This window comes from Collinsella sp. CLA-SR-H006, assembly GCF_040097075.1.
Taxonomy (GTDB): Bacteria; Actinomycetota; Coriobacteriia; order Coriobacteriales; family Coriobacteriaceae; genus Collinsella.
The window spans coordinates 20,784-40,317 of sequence record NZ_JBBNPD010000002.1 but is presented as its reverse complement, the minus strand read 5'-3'; the positions used below and the strand labels follow the sequence as shown (position 1 = coordinate 40,317).

The window sequence follows — 19,534 nt, the reverse complement described above, 5'->3', positions numbered from 1 at the left end:
TGCAGCAATAGTCTGCCGGTGCTAACGAGCGAGCCTTCTTGTCTGCCTGGGTGGTCCATTTTGGGCCACATGGGTATGGGCATGTGCCTGTTTGCTCGACATACTTAATGTCGACAGCCCCTGTGCAAAGGAGGACGTTTCCATGGACGAGATGTTTGCCATTAAATGTCAAAACTGCGGCGGCCCTATGTACTCGCACCAAGCTAAGCGCAGCTTTGAGTGCGCCTATTGCGGCACGGTCGTTCCGTGGCAGGCGGACGCCGGAGAGCCCAAGAGCGCTTTGGGTATTCGCCATACGCCGTTGACGGTGGTGGATGGACTGCTCAAACTCACGCATGTGTCGCAACTCGAGCGCCCGGAGGACCCGGACTGGTATTTCTTCAACGCGCACTGGCGCAATCAGTCGGTCCTGGAACATCTGCTGTGGGAGGATCGCGGCACGGCGCAAGAGTTCCAAGAGGTCACGCATGTGAGCATTCCTTGCCCCTTCTGCGGGGCGTCCTTTGAGGGCGAGTCAACGCAGCGCGTGTTTGAGTGCCCGTCCTGCGGCAACAAGATCGGCATTGCCGACCTGCTCAAGCCCGGTACCTTCAGCAAGCGTCTGACCATGGGCGTGGGTGCAGAGTATGTGCCGGAGCAGGGCATTCCCTGCGAAATCTCGCCGCAGCAGGCACGTGCCAACGCACTGCAGCTGGTGCGCCAGTATGCGGAATCCTTTGCCGGGCACGACGTGGAAGATGCGATCCAAAACGACATGATGCTCTTCTATTTCCCCATGGCGCTGGCGGACCTGCGCATGATGGCGTCCTTCCCGGGCAAGGGCCTGAGCAAGGAGACCTTGGTGTACTACGAGGTGCTCGACTGGGCATATCCCAGGGCAAACTACCTGGACGTTCGCCTCATGGGCATTTTGGAGCCGTGGGACTTTGCCAAGGTTGGGCCGTTTGACCCGGCCATGCAGGAAGGTGACTTTCGCGTTGTCTCCGTCGATGCGTCTACCAAGGACCAGGTGGTTATTGATAAGTTGGCGCTCGACGTTGCGGGCAACGACGCCGAGGCGGTGCTGGGATTCAATAAAAAGAGCATCCGCACGTGGGCGCGCAAGGCCCGCAAGCACAAGGACGGCTTGGTTATGGTGCCGGTGTACTTTGTCGATCGTCCTGTCTCGGATAGTCGCGATGGCGAACAGGTGCGCATCGCCGTGAACGGCCAGACGGGCCGCGCGGCTGCGGTGGTGTTTAGTGACAAGCGCGAGACGCATGTGGTGGCACCGCTCAATCCCAACGTGATGCTGTCGAGCGAAAGCACCGTGCACGCCACGCCCATCGAGGTCAAATACGTTAAATCGCCGTTCCTATACCAGATCGTACGCCGTGGAGGCTGCGAGCAACCGCGCCAGGTTGCAGCCGCCGTCGAGGGTTCCTACCGAGAGGAGAAGCCCAAACGTCGCGGCCTGCTGGGTGCGCTATTTGGGAAGTAGGGGGGGGAGTAGCACCGGTTGTTGCCGTAAGGTGATGGCCGGGGGTGCGGGGCGGCTCTCAGGAGTGCGGGCTGCCGTCTGATTGTTTGAGGGTGCCAGATATAAATAAACGGTGGAACGGCTGCAAAAGAGCCGCCCCACCGGGTAAAATCAGGTTGTGCCGCGGAACCCGCTCCTCAGCTAGTCACACTTCGGAAGCGCGGGCAACGCAGGTATTATCGTCTAAAGGGCCGGCTGCAACCGGCCCTTTTCTGTGGCAGCCAATGGACCCACATCAGACGAAGGTCGCGTCTTTGTCTGTCAGGTCACGCTCGCCAGCCACGGCTAGAATGTCGTTGCCGGCGTCCATGACCGGTATTGTTTCGTAGCGTGCGTCGCAACCGCGAGTGCGCCTGCGACGGCTGCGGTGGTATCGGTCGCAACGTGCTGTTATCCTTGCACTTCGCCATTAGTCGCTTCGTTGATGGCGCGGTACTCGGCGCTTAGTTCGCGCGCCAGCTCTTCCTTGCTTGGAAGATACGGCAGGTATTTGGCGGCAAACACTTGGTCGTTGTCTTCGGGCAGCGTGTACTCGACGATCGAATCGCTTTTGTCCGCGCAGAGCACGATGCCTATGGGCGGATTGTCGCCTTCGTTCATGAGCTCGCGTGTGTAGTAGTTCACATACATTTGCATCTGGCCCAGGTCCTGATGCGTAAGGTCATCGGTCTTAAGGTCGATGAGCACGAAGCAGCGCATCAGATAGTTGTAAAAAACAAGGTCAATATAGAAATGGCGCCCATCAAAGGTGATGCGCTTTTGGCGCGCCTCGAAAGCGAAGCCACGGCCAAGCTCCAGCAGGAACTTCTGAAGATGCGTGATGAGCGCCTGCTCTAGATCGCTCTCGCGAAACGCAGCATCGTCCGAGAAACCTAAAAACTCCAGTACATATGGATCGCGGATGATATCCTCGGGGCGACGAGCTGGGGCGCTCTTTTGGATTTCCTGGGTGTCAGCCTCCTTGTCTTTGCTGGCAAGTAGGCGCTCGCGGAACATGGTGTTGATCTGACGTTCGAGCTGGCGCGTGCTCCAGCGAGAGTCGGCGCATTCGTTCATGTACCAGGTGCGAGCTTCGGGGTCAGGAATGCGTATTAACCTGCGGTAATGTGTCCAGCTCAATTCGGGACGCAGTGAGTCCCGAATTGGAAATGCAAGATAGAACTGACGCATTTTGCGCAGCTCTCTTGCTTCAAAACCTTTACCAAAATCCTTGGTAAGCCTGATTGCGAGGGCGTTGAGCAGCGCCTCTCCATACTTGGCGCGCTCCTCTCCGCCCTGCTCATCAACAATGCTCTTGCCGATCTCCCAATACGCCTCAACCATCGCAAAGTTAACGGCGGTATAGGCCTTGTCGCGAGCGGCGTTGAGAATCGAGGAAACCTGCTTGTAAAAACCTTCGGGCACGATTGCCGATTCTCCACGGTTTACCAGTTCGCCCATCACTGTCGCCCCACTTTCCTCTTGTGGAATGCATCTTTATCGCATTTAGTTTAAAGCCTCGCGCGGACACGAATTGCTTTGCTGTCTAGCACCTTCGCATGGGAGCCTTGCGGTGACTAAAATGTGGCCATAGAGGCAGTTTTAGCGAACCCCACGGGAGCGACGCGTATGGACAACAACACGCTGCTATTCCAGGACAAAGGTTCGGGTAGGTTTAAAGACGTCAAGATCTACCCTAACCGTATTGAGGTGCTCAAGAAGGGTACGTTTGGTGGCAAGCACACCGAGATTGTCTATCTTAAGGACATCACGGGGGTCAACAGGATCAAGGGCCGCGACGTTTTCCTACGTAACAGGCTGTTGACTGCCTGTGTCTTTAGCCTGAGCAGCCGTGCGAAGGCCCAGGAATTTGTGAACGCGCTGAACATGGTGATGTAGCCCATGGCGGCGTTCGGGCCAAGGTAAAAATCGGGGGCACAGAACGGTGTCCTGCGCCCCTCATTAAATCGATGTGTCCAAAAGGGCCGGCTGGCCTAATCGTCAACGTCTCCGTTGTCTTCGCGGTCATTTGCAAGCATTGCTGCGCCGGCGACCGTCGTCGCCACGGCGGCAGCGGCGAGCCCGGCGGCAATGCCGGAGCCGTCGCCCGTGTCGGCGAGTTTTCCGCCCGAGTTCTTGCCCTTGTTGCCCTTACCGTTCTTATCAGCGCTGCCTGCGTTGGAACCCGTGCCACCGTCGGTGCCGGTGCCGCCTGCACTGCTCGAGGCCGCTACGGTAAAGCTCGCGGCTCCGTCATTAGCAAGCTTGTAGTTTTGCGCCGCGTCGCCCAAAAGACCGTTCGCGCGCACCCAGTACGTTCCCGCGGTAAATGCCTCGCCCTCGACCATTGCCGTGCCCGGAGCGCCGTCCGCGTCGTGCACAAACTCGAGCTGAGCCGTGCAGGCATCGTTTTCGAGTTTGCCCTCGAGCAGCGCCGCGACCTTTGTGCGCACATCCTCGCCGGCCTTAAGGCCTTCGAGCCCCTCAAAGTGGGGTGTCAGTGCGCGCGGATCGATATCGATGGGCACGGATCCCTGCAGCCCCGTAACGGTCTCGTTGCCCAAGGCGTCGACATCCACGTATTCGATGGTAAACGCATGGCCCGAAGCCGCCACGTTGAGTACGTTGCTGCTGTCGACAAGGCGGAAATGGCCCTCGCCAACGGTCTTGCCATCCTGGAGCGAGGCATCGCTCAGCGAGTCGCCGTACGTCATGCGCATGCGGGTCGGGAGGCAGCACGAAGCCGACTGCGTGTGCTTCGTATCGTAATTGTAATTGCGCTGGTAGATGCTCCGGGCCAGCGCCGCATCAACAAAGTCGGATGCGATGATGCCAATGTGCTTGAGGTAATCTGACTTTGTATCCTCGGTGCCGCTGGGATTGATGTACGGGCTCTTGTACAGATGCTCGTTGACTACTCGTGCCGAGGTAAAAGGATTGCCTCCGTGCGACAAGCCCGTGCAGCTGGTGTAGTTGATAGACCAGCAACGCTCCTGGACTTGCACCTCGGCCTCGGCATCGTCCACGACGTCCACCTTGTTGCACGTGCGCCCGGTCGTTTCCTTCAGCGCATTATCGACCCAGCTGAGCTTGTCGGTTCCCGTGAGTTTGTACTTGTCCTGGGCATATACCTTGGTGCAATAGGGCTCTTCATTGCCCGTTTCCCCTATGGCTTCAAATCCCCGCGCGTCTTGGACGAGACACATCGACTGCCCGGAATGCGCCTTGATCTTGTCATCCCATTGGGTGAGGTCGAGGCCCCACGTGTGGCCGCTTACGCTGTTGCCGGCGAGCCCAAATCGACGCAGCAGGACGATCTTTCCGCGCACCTCGCCCAGCGTGGGGACGTGGCTCGACGTGTAGAACAGGTTGGGGTTATCGGCCATAACCTTGGCGAAGGCCGTCGTTATGCTTTCGTCGGTAGCCTCATCGTTGCCGCGCGATGCGAGCATGATGAGCGCTTCTGACGGGTTTTCGTTCAAAAACGTTTTGAAGTACCCGATGACATCGGAGAGATGCAGATAGTTCCCGTCTTTTTTGAGTAGGTAGAAAATCCCGTGGTCGATGCCGGGGTCATCGCCCTTTCCGAGCCGGATATCGAAATAGCGAATGCCTTCGAGCAACTGCGTGGGAATGTAATCCTGCTGGCATTTTACTTGCGAGGATTGGGGCTCAGTGTCGTTGTCCACGCTGCAGGTGCCCGAATCGTGCGTACCCGGGATGCTCAGCTCGTCGAGGAACTTGTTGTCGTCGACGTATTTCATCCAACATGGTCCGTCGACGTAGCTGCTGTACGTGATCCAGTCGAGGCTGCTAACCGTGGCATCGTTCTTTTTCATGTCGTAACCGATAAGTTCGAGCTCCCACGGAATGCTCTTACTCTTATGGCAGATCTTATTGTTGTCCTGGTCTTTGCCGTTCGATTCTATTGCCAGGTACTTAATGTCTTTTTCTCGGTTTCTTTCTCGACCGTGCGGTCTCGGATGATGTAGGTTCCGTTTGATTGACGCTCGAACGCAAAAGCGCGGCTGGGCTTGTTGTCATACTCGCCGCCCCATACGTGGATGACCTTTCCATCTTTGTCCGAGTCGTCGTCGACCGACCAAATGCTGTAGCCCGTCTTTTTATGCTCTTCGAAATTGAGCAAGGTGCGGATGGCGTACCAGTTTGTATCGTCATTCTTGGTCGTTACGTTCTCAAGGATGAGCTTGCTGGACGTGCCGTCGTTAAACAGGTGACAGACGTTGCCGCGAACGTTGCCGTCTTGGTTGACGCTCGCGGTGCGAAAATAGCCCGCGGGGCGAAGGCGAATGACGAAATTGTGGAGGCTGTCCGACGGTGCGGGTGTGTTGTCTGCAAATGCCGCTCGCAGGGGAATGCCCGGCGCTGCGGTTTCGGGCAGGCTTGCAAGTGGTGACAACGCCGCAAGCCCTAGGCCCAGCGTAAACGCTCGGCGGCTGATGGCATGGTGTTCGGTCATAACTTCTCCATTCGCAGAGTGCGGTTATGCGATAGTTTTGGTCACTATACTGCCCAGATGTTTAAAGATGCTGGTTTAATTGTCTGCGCGGCGCAATAAATCGGTGGGCGGACGTGTTGGGGTGTTTGTCGTTTTCGTACTGTTGCCACATTTGGGGCGGTTCCGGCGTCCGGCATCCTCGCGTTCGTCGGCTACAGGCATAAGAAAGGGAGGGTCGGTTTACCGGCCCTCCCTGGGTACGAAGCGCTGGGGTACCGTCGCTTGTTTGCATTGCGACCGTGTTTCCCGTTGCGCTCGCCAGTCGCTTAGCGCTTGATCTCGATATCGTCGAGCTTGACGTCCATGGCCTCGGTCTTGGCCTCGGCGATGTCGTCGGCAAATTCCAGAGACTTCATCATGGTCTCGACGGCGTCCTTGTGCTCCTCGACGTTGTCGATACGCACATACACACTGCCGCCGTCAACGTCGGTGAAGTATTCGGTCGTTACGCCGCCCGAGTGTGTATAGGAAGCGTTGCGCCAAGTCTTGCCGTTGTACTTGACGGGGTCATTCTCGGTCCACTCAAAGCTGGCATTCCACTTTGCCTCGTAGTCGAACAGCTCGTCGGCGTTCTTGTCAGGATCGAAGACGGGGATGAAGCGATCGCTGGCGTGCTCGCTCTCGGTGAACTTAAACTGGGCCCTGTCGGCAGTGTCGCCTGCGACGTCGGTGATCTCGACGCCCTCGGGGACCTCGACCTTAAACCAAATGAAGTCGGTCCTCATATCCACGGCTGGCTTTTCTGCGCCGCCGCCACCGCCACTTCCGGTAGCGTCGCCGCTGCCACCGCAGCCCACCAGGGCAACTGCGGCAAAGAGACTGATGCAGAGGGTGAGAATCGCAAAGGCCTTCTTTTTCATGGTCGTGTCCTCCTCGATCTGTAACCGCCCATGGATTACCTGTCTTTACTGTACGCGTGGACGGCTCGCTAGGGTGGGCCATGTGTCCCATTCTGAGGGCCGGATTTGCGCCGTTAAGTGGCAATATGTTCGGGCGCAAAAGAGGGGAGGGCTGGTGCTGTCGGCCCTCCCCGGGTTGGGCGCCCGTTGTTTTAATGGGGCGCATGTGCGCGGGTGCGCGTAGGCGCGTGCGGGTGTCCCGTTACTTGATCTCGATGCTCGAAATCTCGACTTCGCGTGCCTCGGAAACTGCCTCTTCCATGTCATCGGGGAACTCGATGGAGTTGAGGAGTGCCTCGGCTTCTTTCTTGTGCTGGTCGAAGTTCGAGATGAGGACGTAGACGCTTCCCGGCTCAACATCGGTAAAAAGCATGGTTGAGATGCCGCTGTTGTCCTCGTATGTTCCGACGAGCCACGTCCTGCCGTTATACTCGACGGACCCGCCATCCTTCCACTGGAACGTATCCCCCTTCTTTTCCGCCTGGTCGGCGTGGGATTCCTCGGCCGTCAGCGCTTTTTTCCAAACGGGGATAAAGCGATCGGCCGAGGCGTTCTCGTCTTCGGGGAAGGTGAGCTGGACCCTGTCGGCATTCTTGCCGGCAGGGTCGCTCACGCCAACGCTCTCGGGCATCTCGACCTTAAACCAGATAAAGTCGGTCTTCTTGGCGACGGGGACCTTTTCCTTGCTCTCGCTCTTGGGGGCGCTGCCGCCGCCCGATGCGCTCCCGCCGCAGCCGACAAGGGCAAACGCGGCAAAGAGGGCGATGCAAAGGGAAAGGGATCGATAGGGTCTTTTTCTTCATGGTGGCGTCCTCCTTGTCTGCCAGGGACATCGTGTGCCGCGGATCGCTGGGGCGGCGGTTACGCATGCGCATGATGTCTTTGTTTACTGTGCGGTTATTCTTCCATTCGTCGTCCGGTGCCGTGATGAGCTTGCCCCAACATAGGGCTCCTTACCTATATGTATGCCCCAGTTGCCGCTGCCCGGAAGTCTCGAAAGGTGGGCCATGTGTTCCATGTTTGCGGTGCCGACGCCTATCGTTCGTCATAGAAATCCGCGATGGCCAGGTGCGCTGACGCTTATGTACTTATGGGCTAGACTTAGCACCATTATGTGATCGATGCGGTCGGTCGGCGGTTTCCACCCGACCGATGTATATGACTTGAAGGTGCATGCGTATGAGCCAAGAGATGATGGACAAGACCTGCCGCGGGTTTGCCGAGGCGCTTGCCGCGCGCGAGCCGGTTCCCGGCGGTGGCAGCGCGAGCGCCTTTGTGGGCGCGCTGGGCGCCTCGCTGTGCGGAATGGTTGCCCGCTACGGTGCGACTAATCCCGCGCTTGCTGATCGTGCGGATGACCTGACGCGCGCGTTTGCCCAGGCTGATGAGCTGGCCCAGGAGCTTGTCGAGTTGGTTTCCGAGGACGTTCGTGCCTACAGGCGGGTGTCCGCGGCGTACGGTATTCCGCGTGACGATCCGGCTCGAGCGACCGCGATTCAGGATGCGCTGCATGTGGCCGCTATGCCGCCGTATCGCATTATGGATGCCTGCGGGCGTGCGCTGGCGCTGCTCGAGGACATGGCCGACAAGGGTTCGCGTCAGCTGCTGTCCGATGTGGCGTGCGGCGCCGTGTTCTGCCGTGCCGCTATGCAGGGCGCGAGCTTGACGCTCTTTGCGAACACCACGTCTATGAAAGATCGCGTTCGTGCCGAGGAGCTCGAGACGGCGTGTGATGAGCTGCTCGACACATGGTTGCCGCGCGCCGATGCGCTGGCGCGCCGCGCCGCCGACGCTGCAAGGAAGAGAGGATAGCCATGGCTGAGCTACTGAAGGGTGCTCCTGTTGCTCGCGCGCTGACCGAGGAACTTGCTGCTCGCTGTGCCGCCTTGCGTGAGCGCGGCGTTGTGCCGACGCTCGCCATCGTTCGCGTGGGCGAGCGCGAGGACGACCTGTCCTACGAGCGCGGTGCCCTCAAGCGCTGCGAGAAGGTTGGCATTGAGGCTCGCCGCGTTTTGCTTCCTGCCGATGTTTCGCAGGATGAACTGCTGGCGGCTATTAAGGACATCAATGCCAACCCCGCTGTTCATGGCTGCCTAGTGTTTCGCCCGCTGCCCGCTGGACTTGACGAGGATGCGGCTGCCGCGGCGCTCGATCCCGCCAAGGATGTTGACTCCATGACGCCGGCCTCGCTGCTTACCACGCTTTCGGGTCGTGGCGAGGGCTTTGCTCCCTGCACGGCCGAGGCCGTGTTGGCGTTGCTGGACCATTACAGTGTTGAGCTGGATGGGGCCAAGGTTGCGGTCGTCGGTCGGTCTCTGGTGATTGGTCGTCCCGTTGCCGCCATGCTTACGGCTCGCAATGCCACGGTGACGACGTGCCATACGCATACACGCGATCTTGCTGCCGAGTGCCGTTCTGCCGATATCGTTGTTGCGGCCGTTGGACGCGCGAGCACGATTGGCGCGGATGCCGTTCGCGAGGGCCAGACGATCATTGATGTTGGCATTAACTGGGACGAGGCCGCTGGCAAGCTGGTCGGGGACATCGATTTTGATGCTGCGGAGCCGGTCGTTAACGCCATCACGCCCGTGCCGGGCGGCGTGGGGGCTGTGACCACCGCGATTCTCGCCAAACACGTGATTGAGGCGGCGGAGCGCGCATCGAAATAGGCGTTTTGAGCTGTTTGAGGGGGTTAGCTATATACCACGTGGTCAAACAATGCCAAATATGAGTAGTGTTGCAAAGATAGTCACATATATTTTAGGTTAATTTGGCTCTCTAACGATATTTATTATCGATAGAGAGCCTATTTTATTGGACCTATGGGGAATTACATCATCTAATTTTTGAACAAATGTAGACTTCCGACACCCATGCGTAGCAAAATTGCTGTTACTAAATTGGTGACAGTACTCATATTTGGCATTTTTTGACCACAGGGGCTGCCGAGACCGTGGTTTCGCCCTTTTTGCGCCGAAGCGATACACTGTTGCCGTTTGATTTCTTCGCTCAAGGAGGATGCGCATGCCGTGCACAACGATTTTGGTTGGTAAGAACGCGAGCTACGACGGGTCGACGCTGGTCGCCCGCAACGAGGACTCGTCCAACGGGGTGTTTGAGCCCAAGCGCATGCGCGTGGTGCATCCCGACGAGCAGCCGCGTGTCTACACGAGCGTCCTGAGCCACCTGACCGTTGAGTTGCCCGACAATCCCATGCGCTACACGAGCGTCCCCGACGTCGTTCCCGGTCACGGTATTTGGGCCGAGGCCGGATTCAACGAGCTCAATGTTGGCATGTCCGCAACCGAGACGCTCACCACCAACGAGCGCGTCCGCGGTGCCGATCCGCTCGTGGACTATGTGCCCGCCAAGGGCAACGAGGGCGAGGACGGATACGTTCCGGCACAGTCCGGTGGCTTGGGCGAGGAGGACATGGTGACCCTGGTCCTGCCGTACGCCAAGTCCGCCCGCGACGGCGTGCGTATTCTGGGCGAGCTGCTCGAGCGCTACGGCACCTACGAGAACAACGGCATCGCCTTTAGCGACGTGGACGAGATCTGGTGGCTCGAGACCATCGGCGGTCACCACTGGATCGCCAAGCGCGTGCCTGACGACGCCTATGTGACCATGCCCAACCAGCTGGGCATCGACAGCTTTGACCTGGACGACGCCGAGGGCGACCAGGCCGACCACATGTGCTCCGCCGACCTGCGCTCCTGGATGGCCGAGTGGCATCTGGACCTGACGCTGGGTGTCGAGGGCGACGGTCCGGCTGCGGTCTTTAACCCGCGCGAGGCCTTTGGTTCGCACAGCGACAGCGACCATGTCTACAACACGCCGCGCGCCTGGTACATGCAGCGCTGCCTCAACCCCAGCGACGTGTGGGATGGTCCCGACGCCGACTACACGCCCGAGAGCGATGACATCCCCTGGAGCCGTGTGCCCGAGCGCAAGGTGACCATCGAGGACATTAAGTACGTACTCTCGAGCCACTACCAGGGCACGGAGTACGACTGCTACGGCAGCAAGGGTACGCCCGCCACGCGCGGCGCCTATCGCCCCATCGGCATCAACCGCAACAGCCAGCTTGCCGTGTTGCAGCTGCGCCCCTATGCGCAGCCGGCCTACCGCGCCGTGCAGTGGATGGCCTTTGGCTCCAACTCGTTTAACGCGCTGGTTCCGCTGTACGCCAACGTCGAGACCATGCCCGAGTACTATGCCGACACGCAGGCTCGCGTGACGTCCGAAAACTTCTACTGGGCCAACCGCCTGATCGGCGCGCTGGCCGACGTCCGCTTCCATGAGTGCGGTCGCGCGGTCGAGGATTATCAGGAGAAGGTCGGTGGCATGGGCCACAAGCAGATCCATGACGTCGATGCTGCCGTAGCCGCTCTGCCTGAGGCCGAGGTGCCTGCCGAGCTTGCACGCGCCAACGAGGCCTTTGCCGAGCTCGTGCGCGTGGAGACCGATGCCCTGTTGGGCAAGGTGCTCTACACCACGAGCTGTGCCATGAAGAACTCCTTCGCGATGAACGACAACGTGAGGTAGGGATTTCCCGTCGATCGAATAGCGCTAAAACGCTTTGTCGCTTTCGCTCAATCTTGGGTACAAGAACGCCAATGCAGTTGTTTGTGATTGGAGACAACCATGGTTATGAAACTCGATCAGCTTGTTAACGGCGCCATTAACGTGGGCTTTGGCGCTGCCGCCGTTGCTGTCGAAGGCGGCAAGAAGGTCCTCGACGACCTTAACACCAAGGGCGAGCAGGTCCGCAAGGACACCGCCACCCCCGATATCGCCCGCAGCGTGTCCGACATGTTCGAGCAGGCCGGCGGTACCATCTCCGATCTGACCGAGCGCTTGGGCATGCAGGGCGAGACCGCGGCCCAGCGCGTGCTCGACGAGCTCATACTTGCCCGCGTCCGCGTTATGACCGCCCCCGAGCGCACGGCCTTCCTGGCCCATGTGCGCGACATCGTCGATTCGGTCGAGGACAACGTGACTTCGGTGCCCGTTGAGTCCGTTGAGCCCGACGATGCGAAGGATACCGAAGAGGCCGAGTAGCAGCGCAGATGGCAGATTCCACCACCGATTACAACAATCTAGATCCCTTGGGTGACGAGGCGGCGGTTGTCGATGAGGTCGACGCCGCCGTCTCGGGCGCTCGCAAGAAGCCGCGCGCTGTCGATATGGTGCCCGAGGAGCCCGACGCGATGGCGCCGGACGAGGAATACCAGCTCACGCCGGCGGGTCGTCGCGAACGCATTGGGCAGATTGTTCGCCTGGTCAAAAAGTACCGCGTGTGGGATAACCTCACGCCGGTTCGTTTGCGCCGCCTGCTCGAGGAACTCGGCCCCATGTTCGTCAAGATGGGGCAGATTTTGGCCAACCGGTCCGAGATTCTGCCGCAACGCTTTTGCGACGAGCTGCGTCGTCTGCGCTCCGACGTGGAACCGGTGCCGTACGAGGTCGTACTCAGTTGTCTGGAAGAAGAATACGGCCTGCGCCTGGGGGAGATGTTCGATGCGATCGACCCCAACCCGCTCGGTAGTGCGTCGCTCGCACAGGTGCACCGCGCTCGTCTGGTGACGGGCGAGGACGTGGCCGTCAAGGTGCAGCGCCCCGGTGCGCAGCAGGTTATGGCACAGGACATCGATATCATCCGCTCGGTGGTGCGTATCGTTTCCAAGTTCGTCAATACCGATCAATTCGTTGACCTGCACGGCGTAGTCGAGGAGCTGTGGACCTCGTTTCGCGAGGAGACCAACTTTTTGGCCGAGGCCAAAAACCTCAACGACTTCTACGAGTTCCATAAGAGCGTTCATGGCGTGACGTGCCCTAAATCCTATCTGGACCTGTGCACCGAGCACGTGGTGGTCATGGATTACGTCGACGGCATTTCGATCGCCGATCCTGAACGCTTAGTGTCCGAGGGCTATGACTTGGAAAAGATCGGTGCCGCAATCGTCGAGGACTATTCGACGCAGGTGCTCGACGACGGCTTTTTCCATGCCGACCCGCATGCGGGAAACATCATCCTCAAGGACGGCATCGTTTACTTTATCGACTTGGGCATGGTCGGACGCATGTCGAGTCACGATCGCGGTATCGTCAAGGACATGATTTTTGCCGTGGCCGAGGGTGACGTGCCCAAGCTCAAGGATTCGCTCATGCGCTTTGCCGTGACGCGCGGCGACTCGGCTGAGCTCGATCATTCGGCCTTTTTGTCCGATTTGGACTTTATCGTGGCTGACTTTGCGGGCCTTGACCTTAAAGACTTGGATATCGGCGAGTTTTTGACCTCGCTGTTAAACCTCGCGCGCAAAAATGACGTTGAGCTGCCGAGCGTGGTGACAATGTTCGCCCGCGGCATGGTGACGCTCGAGGGCCTGTTGACCGAGTACATGCCTAACGTCAACATGATCCAGATCATCCAGACGCACATCAAAAACGAGAAGAGCACCTACGCCCGCATGCGCGAGATGAGCCGCGACTTTGCAGCGAGCAGTTATCGCGCGGCGAAGGGCTCGCTCGAGGCGGCCGAGTATCTGGGCTTGGCTTCGCGCATGCTCACACGCGGCCAGCTTAAGGTGAACACGCAGATCATGAGCAGCGATAAGGCGCTGCGACAGCTAGGTGGGATTATCGACCGCATGTCGATGGCAATTGTGATCGCCGGTCTGTTTATCGGTTCGTCGGTGGTGTACTACGCGCGCATCGAGCCGGTTGTGTTTGGTATCCCGGTCATTGGCTTTATGGGCTACGTGAGCGCGCTGGTGCTGGCGCTTATGCTGGGCCGCAATATCTGGCTCAATAGTCACGGCGGCAAGCACTAGAGGCTGCGGCCGTCACCGCATTTTCCTATCGCAAACAATAGCTTTTACCTTGGGCTTCGCCTGCGTGCGAGGCCCTTTTGCGTGATACCATTTTGACGGTAATAATCGATGGCCTAGATGGTGGTGCGGAGACGCACGAATGCGCGGTTTTCCTGCGCGTTTGGGAGAATCGGGGTGCAAGTCCCCGGCTGTACCAGTAACCGTAATTCCTCTTGGCTCGGGATGTTCGCGTCGCAGATCGGACGGCGCGCCTGAGCCGTTAAGGTTAAGTCGGATCGCCTCCCATCTTGCACGTTGCCGCGGCGTATGCCGCCGGTGTGCATAGGGCTCTGGAGGGAAGGAGGACCCCGATGGGGGAACTCGAGCGCAACATGCGCGATGACGTGGGGCAGCCTCAAGGCAACGCTCCAAGTACAGACAATGGGGGACAATTGGATATGTTTGAGGACGAGCGCGAGCGCGCCTCGTTGCATCGCCGTGGCGCGATTGCACGCGGTGTAGCCAAGCGCGGCCTGGTGGCATTCCTGGCCTTCGCGATGGCCTTTGGCACCACGCCGGCTCAGCTGTGGGCCGAGGGCGCCGAGGGCATTGCCGAGGCTGTGGCTCAGGCTGCGACGCCGAGTGAGGGCACGGGGGCCGCGGACGGTGCTGCCGACCAGGGCAAGGCCGAGGTTTCGGATTCCGAGGGCGCGCCTGCAGCTGGTGCCGCCACAACAGAGGCAGCAACTGGCGACGAAGGCTCGACGACGGGGGAGAGCCCTGCCACGAGCGAGCAGTCTTCGACGGCATCCGCTGGCCAAGCAGGATCTGCCGCCGCGGCTGCCGTCCAGACAGAGAACCCGACAGAAACCGGCGATGTCGCCAAGAAGCAAGTCGAGGTCTCGTTCTCGATTATCGGCACCGATGCCGACGGCAAGGCTCAGACCTGGGTGGCACCTACGCAGCTCAAGCTCGACGAGGGCGCGACGGCTGCGGATGCCTTCATTAAGCTGCAGGAGAAGACGGGCTTCAAGGCGAAGTACGATCCGAACACGGCATACGGTTTCTACCTCGAAAGCATCACATCCCCGAGCGATGGCCGCACGCTTGCCTACGATCCCACGACCTATGCCTACTGGCAGCTGTTCGTCGACGGCGCGTCTTCCTCGGTTGGCGCGAGCAGCGTCAAGCTCACCCAGGGGCAGAAGATTGAGTTTGCCTATACGGCTGGTAGCTCGTCCCCTGTCGTTAAGGACCAGGTTGCCGCAAATGTGACCGTCATTGGTCGCGATGCCCAGGGCAAGACTCAGACCTGGGTCGATAACGCGCAGTATGTGGTGACGTCCGGCTCGAGCGCACTTGACCTTACGAAGGTCGCGCTTGAGGCGAACGACATTGACGCCGTTGCTGCGGGCTCCTTCATTCTGAGCCTTAAGTACAACGGTGTTGAACTGGGTACGCCCCAAGATTATTCGACCTATTGGCAGCTGTTCATCAACGGCAAGTCGAGTGACTATACGGCGGACAATGTCACCATCCATGTTGGCGATACCGTCACGTGGTTCTACGGTGGCTGGGGCGACCAGCTGCCCTCTGATTCCGTTCATGCTTCCGTTCAGGTGCTTGGTAAGGACAAGGACGGCAAGCAGCAGATTTGGGCTTCGACGGGCCAGACGAGTCTCAAGGCAGGCTCTACTGCCAAGGATCTCCTTGAGCAGACCGGCCTTACTCTCGATGCTGGCGAATCGTCTTGGGGCTGGTTCCTCAACGGCATTACTTCGCCGTTTGATGGTAAGTCCTATGGCTGGGATGCTGCGACCAAGAGCTATTGGCGCTTCTACGTAAATGGCAAGTTCGCCGACGTTGGCGCCGGTGCCTACAAGCTCCAGGAGGGTGACGCCGTCACCTTTATGTATGGTGCTGACGCCGATGCCCTCCCCGGTCAGGTGCTTGGATCCGCCGATGTTATCGGTCCCGATGTCAACGGGAACAATACGCGTTGGGGCACGGCAAGCAATGTTTCTCTGCCTGAAGGCTCTACTGCCCAGAACCTTATTGAGACGGTTCTGAAGGCCAAGGGCGTTGCGTACAAAGGCTCCCAGAGTGGTGAGTACTGGTTCCTTAATTCCATTACTTCGCCGTTCGATCACAAGCCGTACGGCTGGGATGGTGCGACCGGTAAATACTGGCATCTGTATATCAACGGAGAGCCCTCCTTACTCTGCGCCAATCAGATTACGCTCCAGAGCGGCGATAAGGTCACACTTGCCTATACCACCGATAATTCGCCCATGCCCGATCCCGACAAGATTGTCGTGGATCCGAGCGCGACGACTCCTGATTGGGATGCCGAGTGGGCCGGCTACGGCAACAGTGGCAACGGTTCGACCGTAACGGATGCCAAGACGCCTGCGCAGGCCGCCGGTCTTAAGTGGGCCTTCGATTGGAAGGTCGAGTCTGGTCAGCAGTATGCCAACTGCAGCGAGCCTGTCATTGCTAACGGCTTTGTGTACATCGCGACCGAGAACGAGCTCATTAAGATCGATTCGTCCACGGGCAAAAAGGTTGCCTCTGCGCCGCTTGCCTCCAAGGTGAGCTATACCTCTCGTCCGATCTATACCAATGGCCTTATCATCGTTCCGCTCAACGGCGGTGCGGTCCAGGCGATTACTGCAGACAAGCTGATCTGCAAGTGGCTGACGCCTGGTTTGACGGACTTGACGCAGAGCTCCTGCACCGTCGTTTCGGACGGCGAGTACGTCTATGTAGGCACGGCTGATGGGAAGAAATACGTCAACGGTTCCTTTACGCGCATCAAGATCGCCACAGGCGAAGTCTCTTGGCAGAACATCGACGCAGCTGAGGGCTATTATTGGACTGGCGCTGCCCTGACGGATAAGTACGCCATCGTCCCCACGAGCGCAGGTACGCTTAAGTGCATTGATAAGGCAACGGGTGATGTCGTTTCGACCATGAAGCTCGGCGTCCTTGCGAACGCTGACTGCGTCGCCGATCCGTCCAATGGCTCGACCTTCTATCAGATGACGCACGACGGAAAGCTCCATGTGATTTCGCTTTCGGCGAAGGGCGTGCTGAGCGAGCAGAAGACGGTCGACCTGGGTCTTACGAATAACATGAGCGCCCCGGCGGTGTCTGGCGACAACTTGATTGTCGGTGGGCAGACGGCTACTGGATCTGCTCTGGTTCTCTATAATCTGAAGACCGGTAAGACCACGATGGTCACCGCTGCTGACGGTAAAGAACTACCGGCCGGATTTAACGGTATTGCTGCTACTCCGCTGGTGAGTGTTCAGGGCGGCAAAACCTATGTGTACTTCACCGTTAATAGCGCGGATAGCAAGGACTACGTCAGCTACTCTGCTGGTGGTGGGGTGTATCGCTATACGCTCGGCGATGCAGAGGCGACGCAGATTTATGATGCGGCTGGCCATTACCAGTACTGTGACTCTCCGGTCATTGCCGATGCATCTGGCAACCTGTACTACATCAATGACTCGGGCACGCTGTTCAAGCTTGGGGCCGTTGAGTCTTGGACGGTTGCCTTTAATTCCAACGGCGGGTCTGCTTGCGACACTAAGTTTGTTGCTACGTCCGATGGCAAGCTGGTCAAGCCGGCCGATCCGATGCGCGATGGCTACACTTTCGGCGGTTGGTATACCGATGAGCCTTGCACGCAGGCGTACGACTTCAGTACGCCGGTGACGGCCGACCTGACGTTGTATGCCAAGTGGACCAAGAATGCCGTTAACCCTGGCGGTAATGGCGGTTCAGGCTCCAATGGCGGCAATGGCGGCGTTGGTTCGAATGGCGGCGGCGGTTCTAGTACCGGTACTGGTTCCGGCACTGGCGCTGGCGCTGGTTCTGGCTCCGGCTCGAAGGGCGGCGCTATTGCCCCGGGCCAGAAGCCGGTGACCAAGACGACGGTGTCGACCAAGACCGAGACCAGGGACAACAAGTCCGACAAGAAGGACTCCGATAAGTCCGATAAGAAGTCCGATTCCAAGTCCGATACGGGTGCTGTTTCCACGACCACTGCTAAGAAGTCCTCTAGTGCTTCCGAGCAGGAGACTGGCACCAATCCGCTCGCCATCGTTGGCATCGCCGCCGGCGTGATTGGCCTCGCGCTCATCGCCGTCTTCGTGCTGACCAAGCGCGGCAAGGGTGACGGTAATGCCCGATAAGCCCAAGGAGACCAGCGGGCAACAGCCCGACTCCTCGTTTATCCAGCTCGATGATCCAAAGCAAAAGGGCGCCGCTTCGGCGGCGTCCGCCTCTCGTCGCAAGGCGCTCCTTGGCGTTCTTGCTGCCGCGTGCACCATTCTGATCGTCGTCTCGCTGGGCTTCGTCCATCCTTCCGAGAGCGGCGCCTGGTCCATTGACTGGATCGTTCAGACCGTGACGGGGGAGAGCGTCGTCGCCAAGGACACCAAGGGGTCTGGCTCGTCTGCCGCTTCGGGCGAGGCCAGTTCCAAGGATTCCAAGTCATCGAATGACGCAAAAGACGAGTCCAAGGGTTCGAACGACGGCAAGGACGATTCCGAGTCTTCGGACAAGGAATCAGACAAAAACTCGGATAGCAAGAAGTCCGAGGACCAGGACGGCAAGAAGTCTGGCGATAAATCCGCTGCCCAGAATACGGGCGCCGGCGATACTTCCGAGGTGTCTGGTGGTGCTTCTTCGGGCGGTGGCCAGTCGTCTAATGGAGCCTCATCCTCTAATGGTGGAAACGCCTCCTCGGGCGGCCAGAGCGGCTCACAGGAGTCCAACTACGTTACGGTGACGGTTTCGGTCACATCGAGCGCCGTGGGCAATCCTGTGTCCTCTGGTGGCACCTTTACCTTTAACGAAGGCGCTACCGTCTACGATGCCCTGTGCGCGCTGGGCCTTTCTGTCAACGCACATGGCTCGTCGTACGGTACGTATGTCTCCGCGATTGGTGGTTTGGCCGAGAAACAGTACGGCGGCACGAGCGGCTGGATGTACTCCGTCAACGGCGCAACGCCCATGACGGCCTGCAGTAACTACGTTCTCTCCAATGGCGACAACGTCGTTTGGTATTACGTAACGGGCTAGAGGCCTCGACATAGCGCGCCAGACGGGCGGTTCGGACCAACATCCGGACCGCCCGTTTTTCATGCGAATGGGACTGGGTCGCCGGGTCTCTCTGCAAACAAAAAACCGGTTGGAACGGTAATTCCAACCGGTTATACATTCAAGCAAATAGTGAATCGACTACGACCGTGCGCCCTCGAGGAAGAAGCGGCGACTGAAGTAGTTGTACCAGGTGACAAGGAACGTGGCGATGGCCTTCATGGCCTGGTAGCCGATGCTCAAAAACGTGACGCCCACAAACATGTACAGGTCGTTGAGGCCCAGGCCGATCACCGACAGGATGGTGAAGATCGTGAACTCGCGCTTGCGGCTCATGCCTTCGCGGTGGTCGAACACGTACTTCATGCTGAGCCAGTAGTTGACCACGACGGACGTGATAAACGAAACCGTGGTGCTCATCAAAAAGTCGAGGTGAAACAGCTCGACGAGCGCAATGAGCATGCCCCAGTCGATGCCAAAGGAGATAAGACCCACGACAGCAAACTTGAGGAACTGCTTGGTATGAGGTTGTGCCAGCGCCTTGCGCACGTAATCACATCCAATGCGTTGATGAATCGAGCAGGGGATACTTTAGATCTTTTGCAAGGGAAACGTAAGGTCTTTGCCAAGAACTATACGAACTCGTCAAATTTTCAAGAGCTAATCCGTAAACGTTGAAAATTTGCCCGTA

At 58.8% G+C, this 19,534-nt stretch carries 15 protein-coding genes; 9 read left to right on the top strand and 6 right to left on the bottom strand.

Translation table 11 applies throughout. The annotated features are described in order from the left end of the window. Positions 1 to 142 precede the first annotated feature (142 nt). Positions 143 to 1,480, top strand: coding sequence for a hypothetical protein (locus tag AAA069_RS01780; RefSeq protein WP_349127409.1), 1,338 nt, complete (start codon positions 143 to 145; stop codon positions 1,478 to 1,480). 429 nt (positions 1,481 to 1,909) lie between these two features. Here AAA069_RS01780 and AAA069_RS01775 read toward each other — a convergent pair whose 3' ends face one another. Next, positions 1,910 to 2,959, bottom strand: coding sequence for a PDDEXK nuclease domain-containing protein (locus tag AAA069_RS01775; RefSeq protein ID WP_349127408.1), 1,050 nt, complete (start codon positions 2,957 to 2,959; stop codon positions 1,910 to 1,912). Positions 2,960 to 3,127: 168 nt separating this feature from the next. Here AAA069_RS01775 and AAA069_RS01770 point away from each other — a divergent pair, with 168 nt between their 5' ends. Beyond that, positions 3,128 to 3,397 (top strand): hypothetical protein, encoded by a 270-nt coding sequence (locus AAA069_RS01770; RefSeq protein ID WP_022095134.1) that lies wholly within the window; start codon positions 3,128 to 3,130, stop codon positions 3,395 to 3,397. Positions 3,398 to 3,492: 95 nt separating this feature from the next. On the opposite strand, the gene AAA069_RS01765 is transcribed toward AAA069_RS01770, so the two are convergent. The 4 genes from AAA069_RS01765 to AAA069_RS01750 form a co-directional block, all read right to left on the bottom strand. Then, complete coding sequence (locus AAA069_RS01765) at positions 3,493 to 5,337, bottom strand: phosphatidylinositol-specific phospholipase C (protein WP_349127407.1); 1,845 nt, start codon at positions 5,335 to 5,337, stop codon at positions 3,493 to 3,495. An 86-nt stretch (positions 5,338 to 5,423) separates the two neighbouring features. Continuing rightward, the gene (locus AAA069_RS01760) at positions 5,424 to 5,978 is read right to left on the bottom strand and encodes a hypothetical protein (protein ID WP_349127406.1); all 555 of its coding nucleotides are present in this window, start codon (positions 5,976 to 5,978) and stop codon (positions 5,424 to 5,426) included. A gap of 305 nt (positions 5,979 to 6,283) precedes the next feature. Continuing rightward, positions 6,284 to 6,877 (bottom strand): hypothetical protein, encoded by a 594-nt coding sequence (locus tag AAA069_RS01755; RefSeq protein ID WP_195621080.1) that lies wholly within the window; start codon positions 6,875 to 6,877, stop codon positions 6,284 to 6,286. Between the two features lie 241 nt (positions 6,878 to 7,118). Beyond that, positions 7,119 to 7,547, bottom strand: coding sequence for a hypothetical protein (locus AAA069_RS01750; protein ID WP_349127405.1), 429 nt, complete (start codon positions 7,545 to 7,547; stop codon positions 7,119 to 7,121). 548 nt (positions 7,548 to 8,095) lie between these two features. On the opposite strand from AAA069_RS01750, the gene AAA069_RS01745 reads away from it, so the two are divergent. From AAA069_RS01745 to AAA069_RS01715, 7 genes are all read left to right on the top strand, one after another. Beyond that, positions 8,096 to 8,728 carry a cyclodeaminase/cyclohydrolase family protein gene (locus AAA069_RS01745; protein ID WP_195919175.1) on the top strand — a complete coding sequence of 211 codons (633 nt, stop codon included), beginning with the start codon at positions 8,096 to 8,098 and terminating at the stop codon, positions 8,726 to 8,728. A gap of 2 nt (positions 8,729 to 8,730) precedes the next feature. After that, entirely contained in the window at positions 8,731 to 9,585 is an 855-nt protein-coding gene (locus AAA069_RS01740) for a tetrahydrofolate dehydrogenase/cyclohydrolase catalytic domain-containing protein (RefSeq protein WP_349127404.1), read from the top strand. Positions 9,586 to 9,940: 355 nt separating this feature from the next. After that, a complete protein-coding gene (locus tag AAA069_RS01735; RefSeq protein WP_349127403.1) occupies positions 9,941 to 11,464 on the top strand; it encodes a C69 family dipeptidase in 1,524 nt (507 codons plus the stop codon). Positions 11,465 to 11,563: 99 nt separating this feature from the next. Then, positions 11,564 to 11,980 carry a hypothetical protein gene (locus tag AAA069_RS01730; protein WP_117583986.1) on the top strand — a complete coding sequence of 139 codons (417 nt, stop codon included), beginning with the start codon at positions 11,564 to 11,566 and terminating at the stop codon, positions 11,978 to 11,980. An 8-nt stretch (positions 11,981 to 11,988) separates the two neighbouring features. After that, positions 11,989 to 13,752 (top strand): lipopolysaccharide core heptose(II) kinase RfaY, encoded by a 1,764-nt coding sequence (locus tag AAA069_RS01725; RefSeq protein ID WP_349127402.1) that lies wholly within the window; start codon positions 11,989 to 11,991, stop codon positions 13,750 to 13,752. 350 nt (positions 13,753 to 14,102) lie between these two features. Next, positions 14,103 to 17,933, top strand: a complete 3,831-nt coding sequence (locus tag AAA069_RS01720) for a DUF4430 domain-containing protein (protein WP_349127401.1) — start codon at positions 14,103 to 14,105, stop codon at positions 17,931 to 17,933. Beyond that, positions 17,923 to 18,825, top strand: coding sequence for a DUF4430 domain-containing protein (locus tag AAA069_RS01715; RefSeq protein WP_349127400.1), 903 nt, complete (start codon positions 17,923 to 17,925; stop codon positions 18,823 to 18,825). Before AAA069_RS01720 ends, AAA069_RS01715 begins: the two co-directional genes overlap by 11 nt. A gap of 159 nt (positions 18,826 to 18,984) precedes the next feature. On the opposite strand, the gene AAA069_RS01710 is transcribed toward AAA069_RS01715, so the two are convergent. Beyond that, positions 18,985 to 19,392, bottom strand: coding sequence for a GtrA family protein (locus AAA069_RS01710; protein WP_022095123.1), 408 nt, complete (start codon positions 19,390 to 19,392; stop codon positions 18,985 to 18,987). Positions 19,393 to 19,534: the final 142 nt, after the last annotated feature.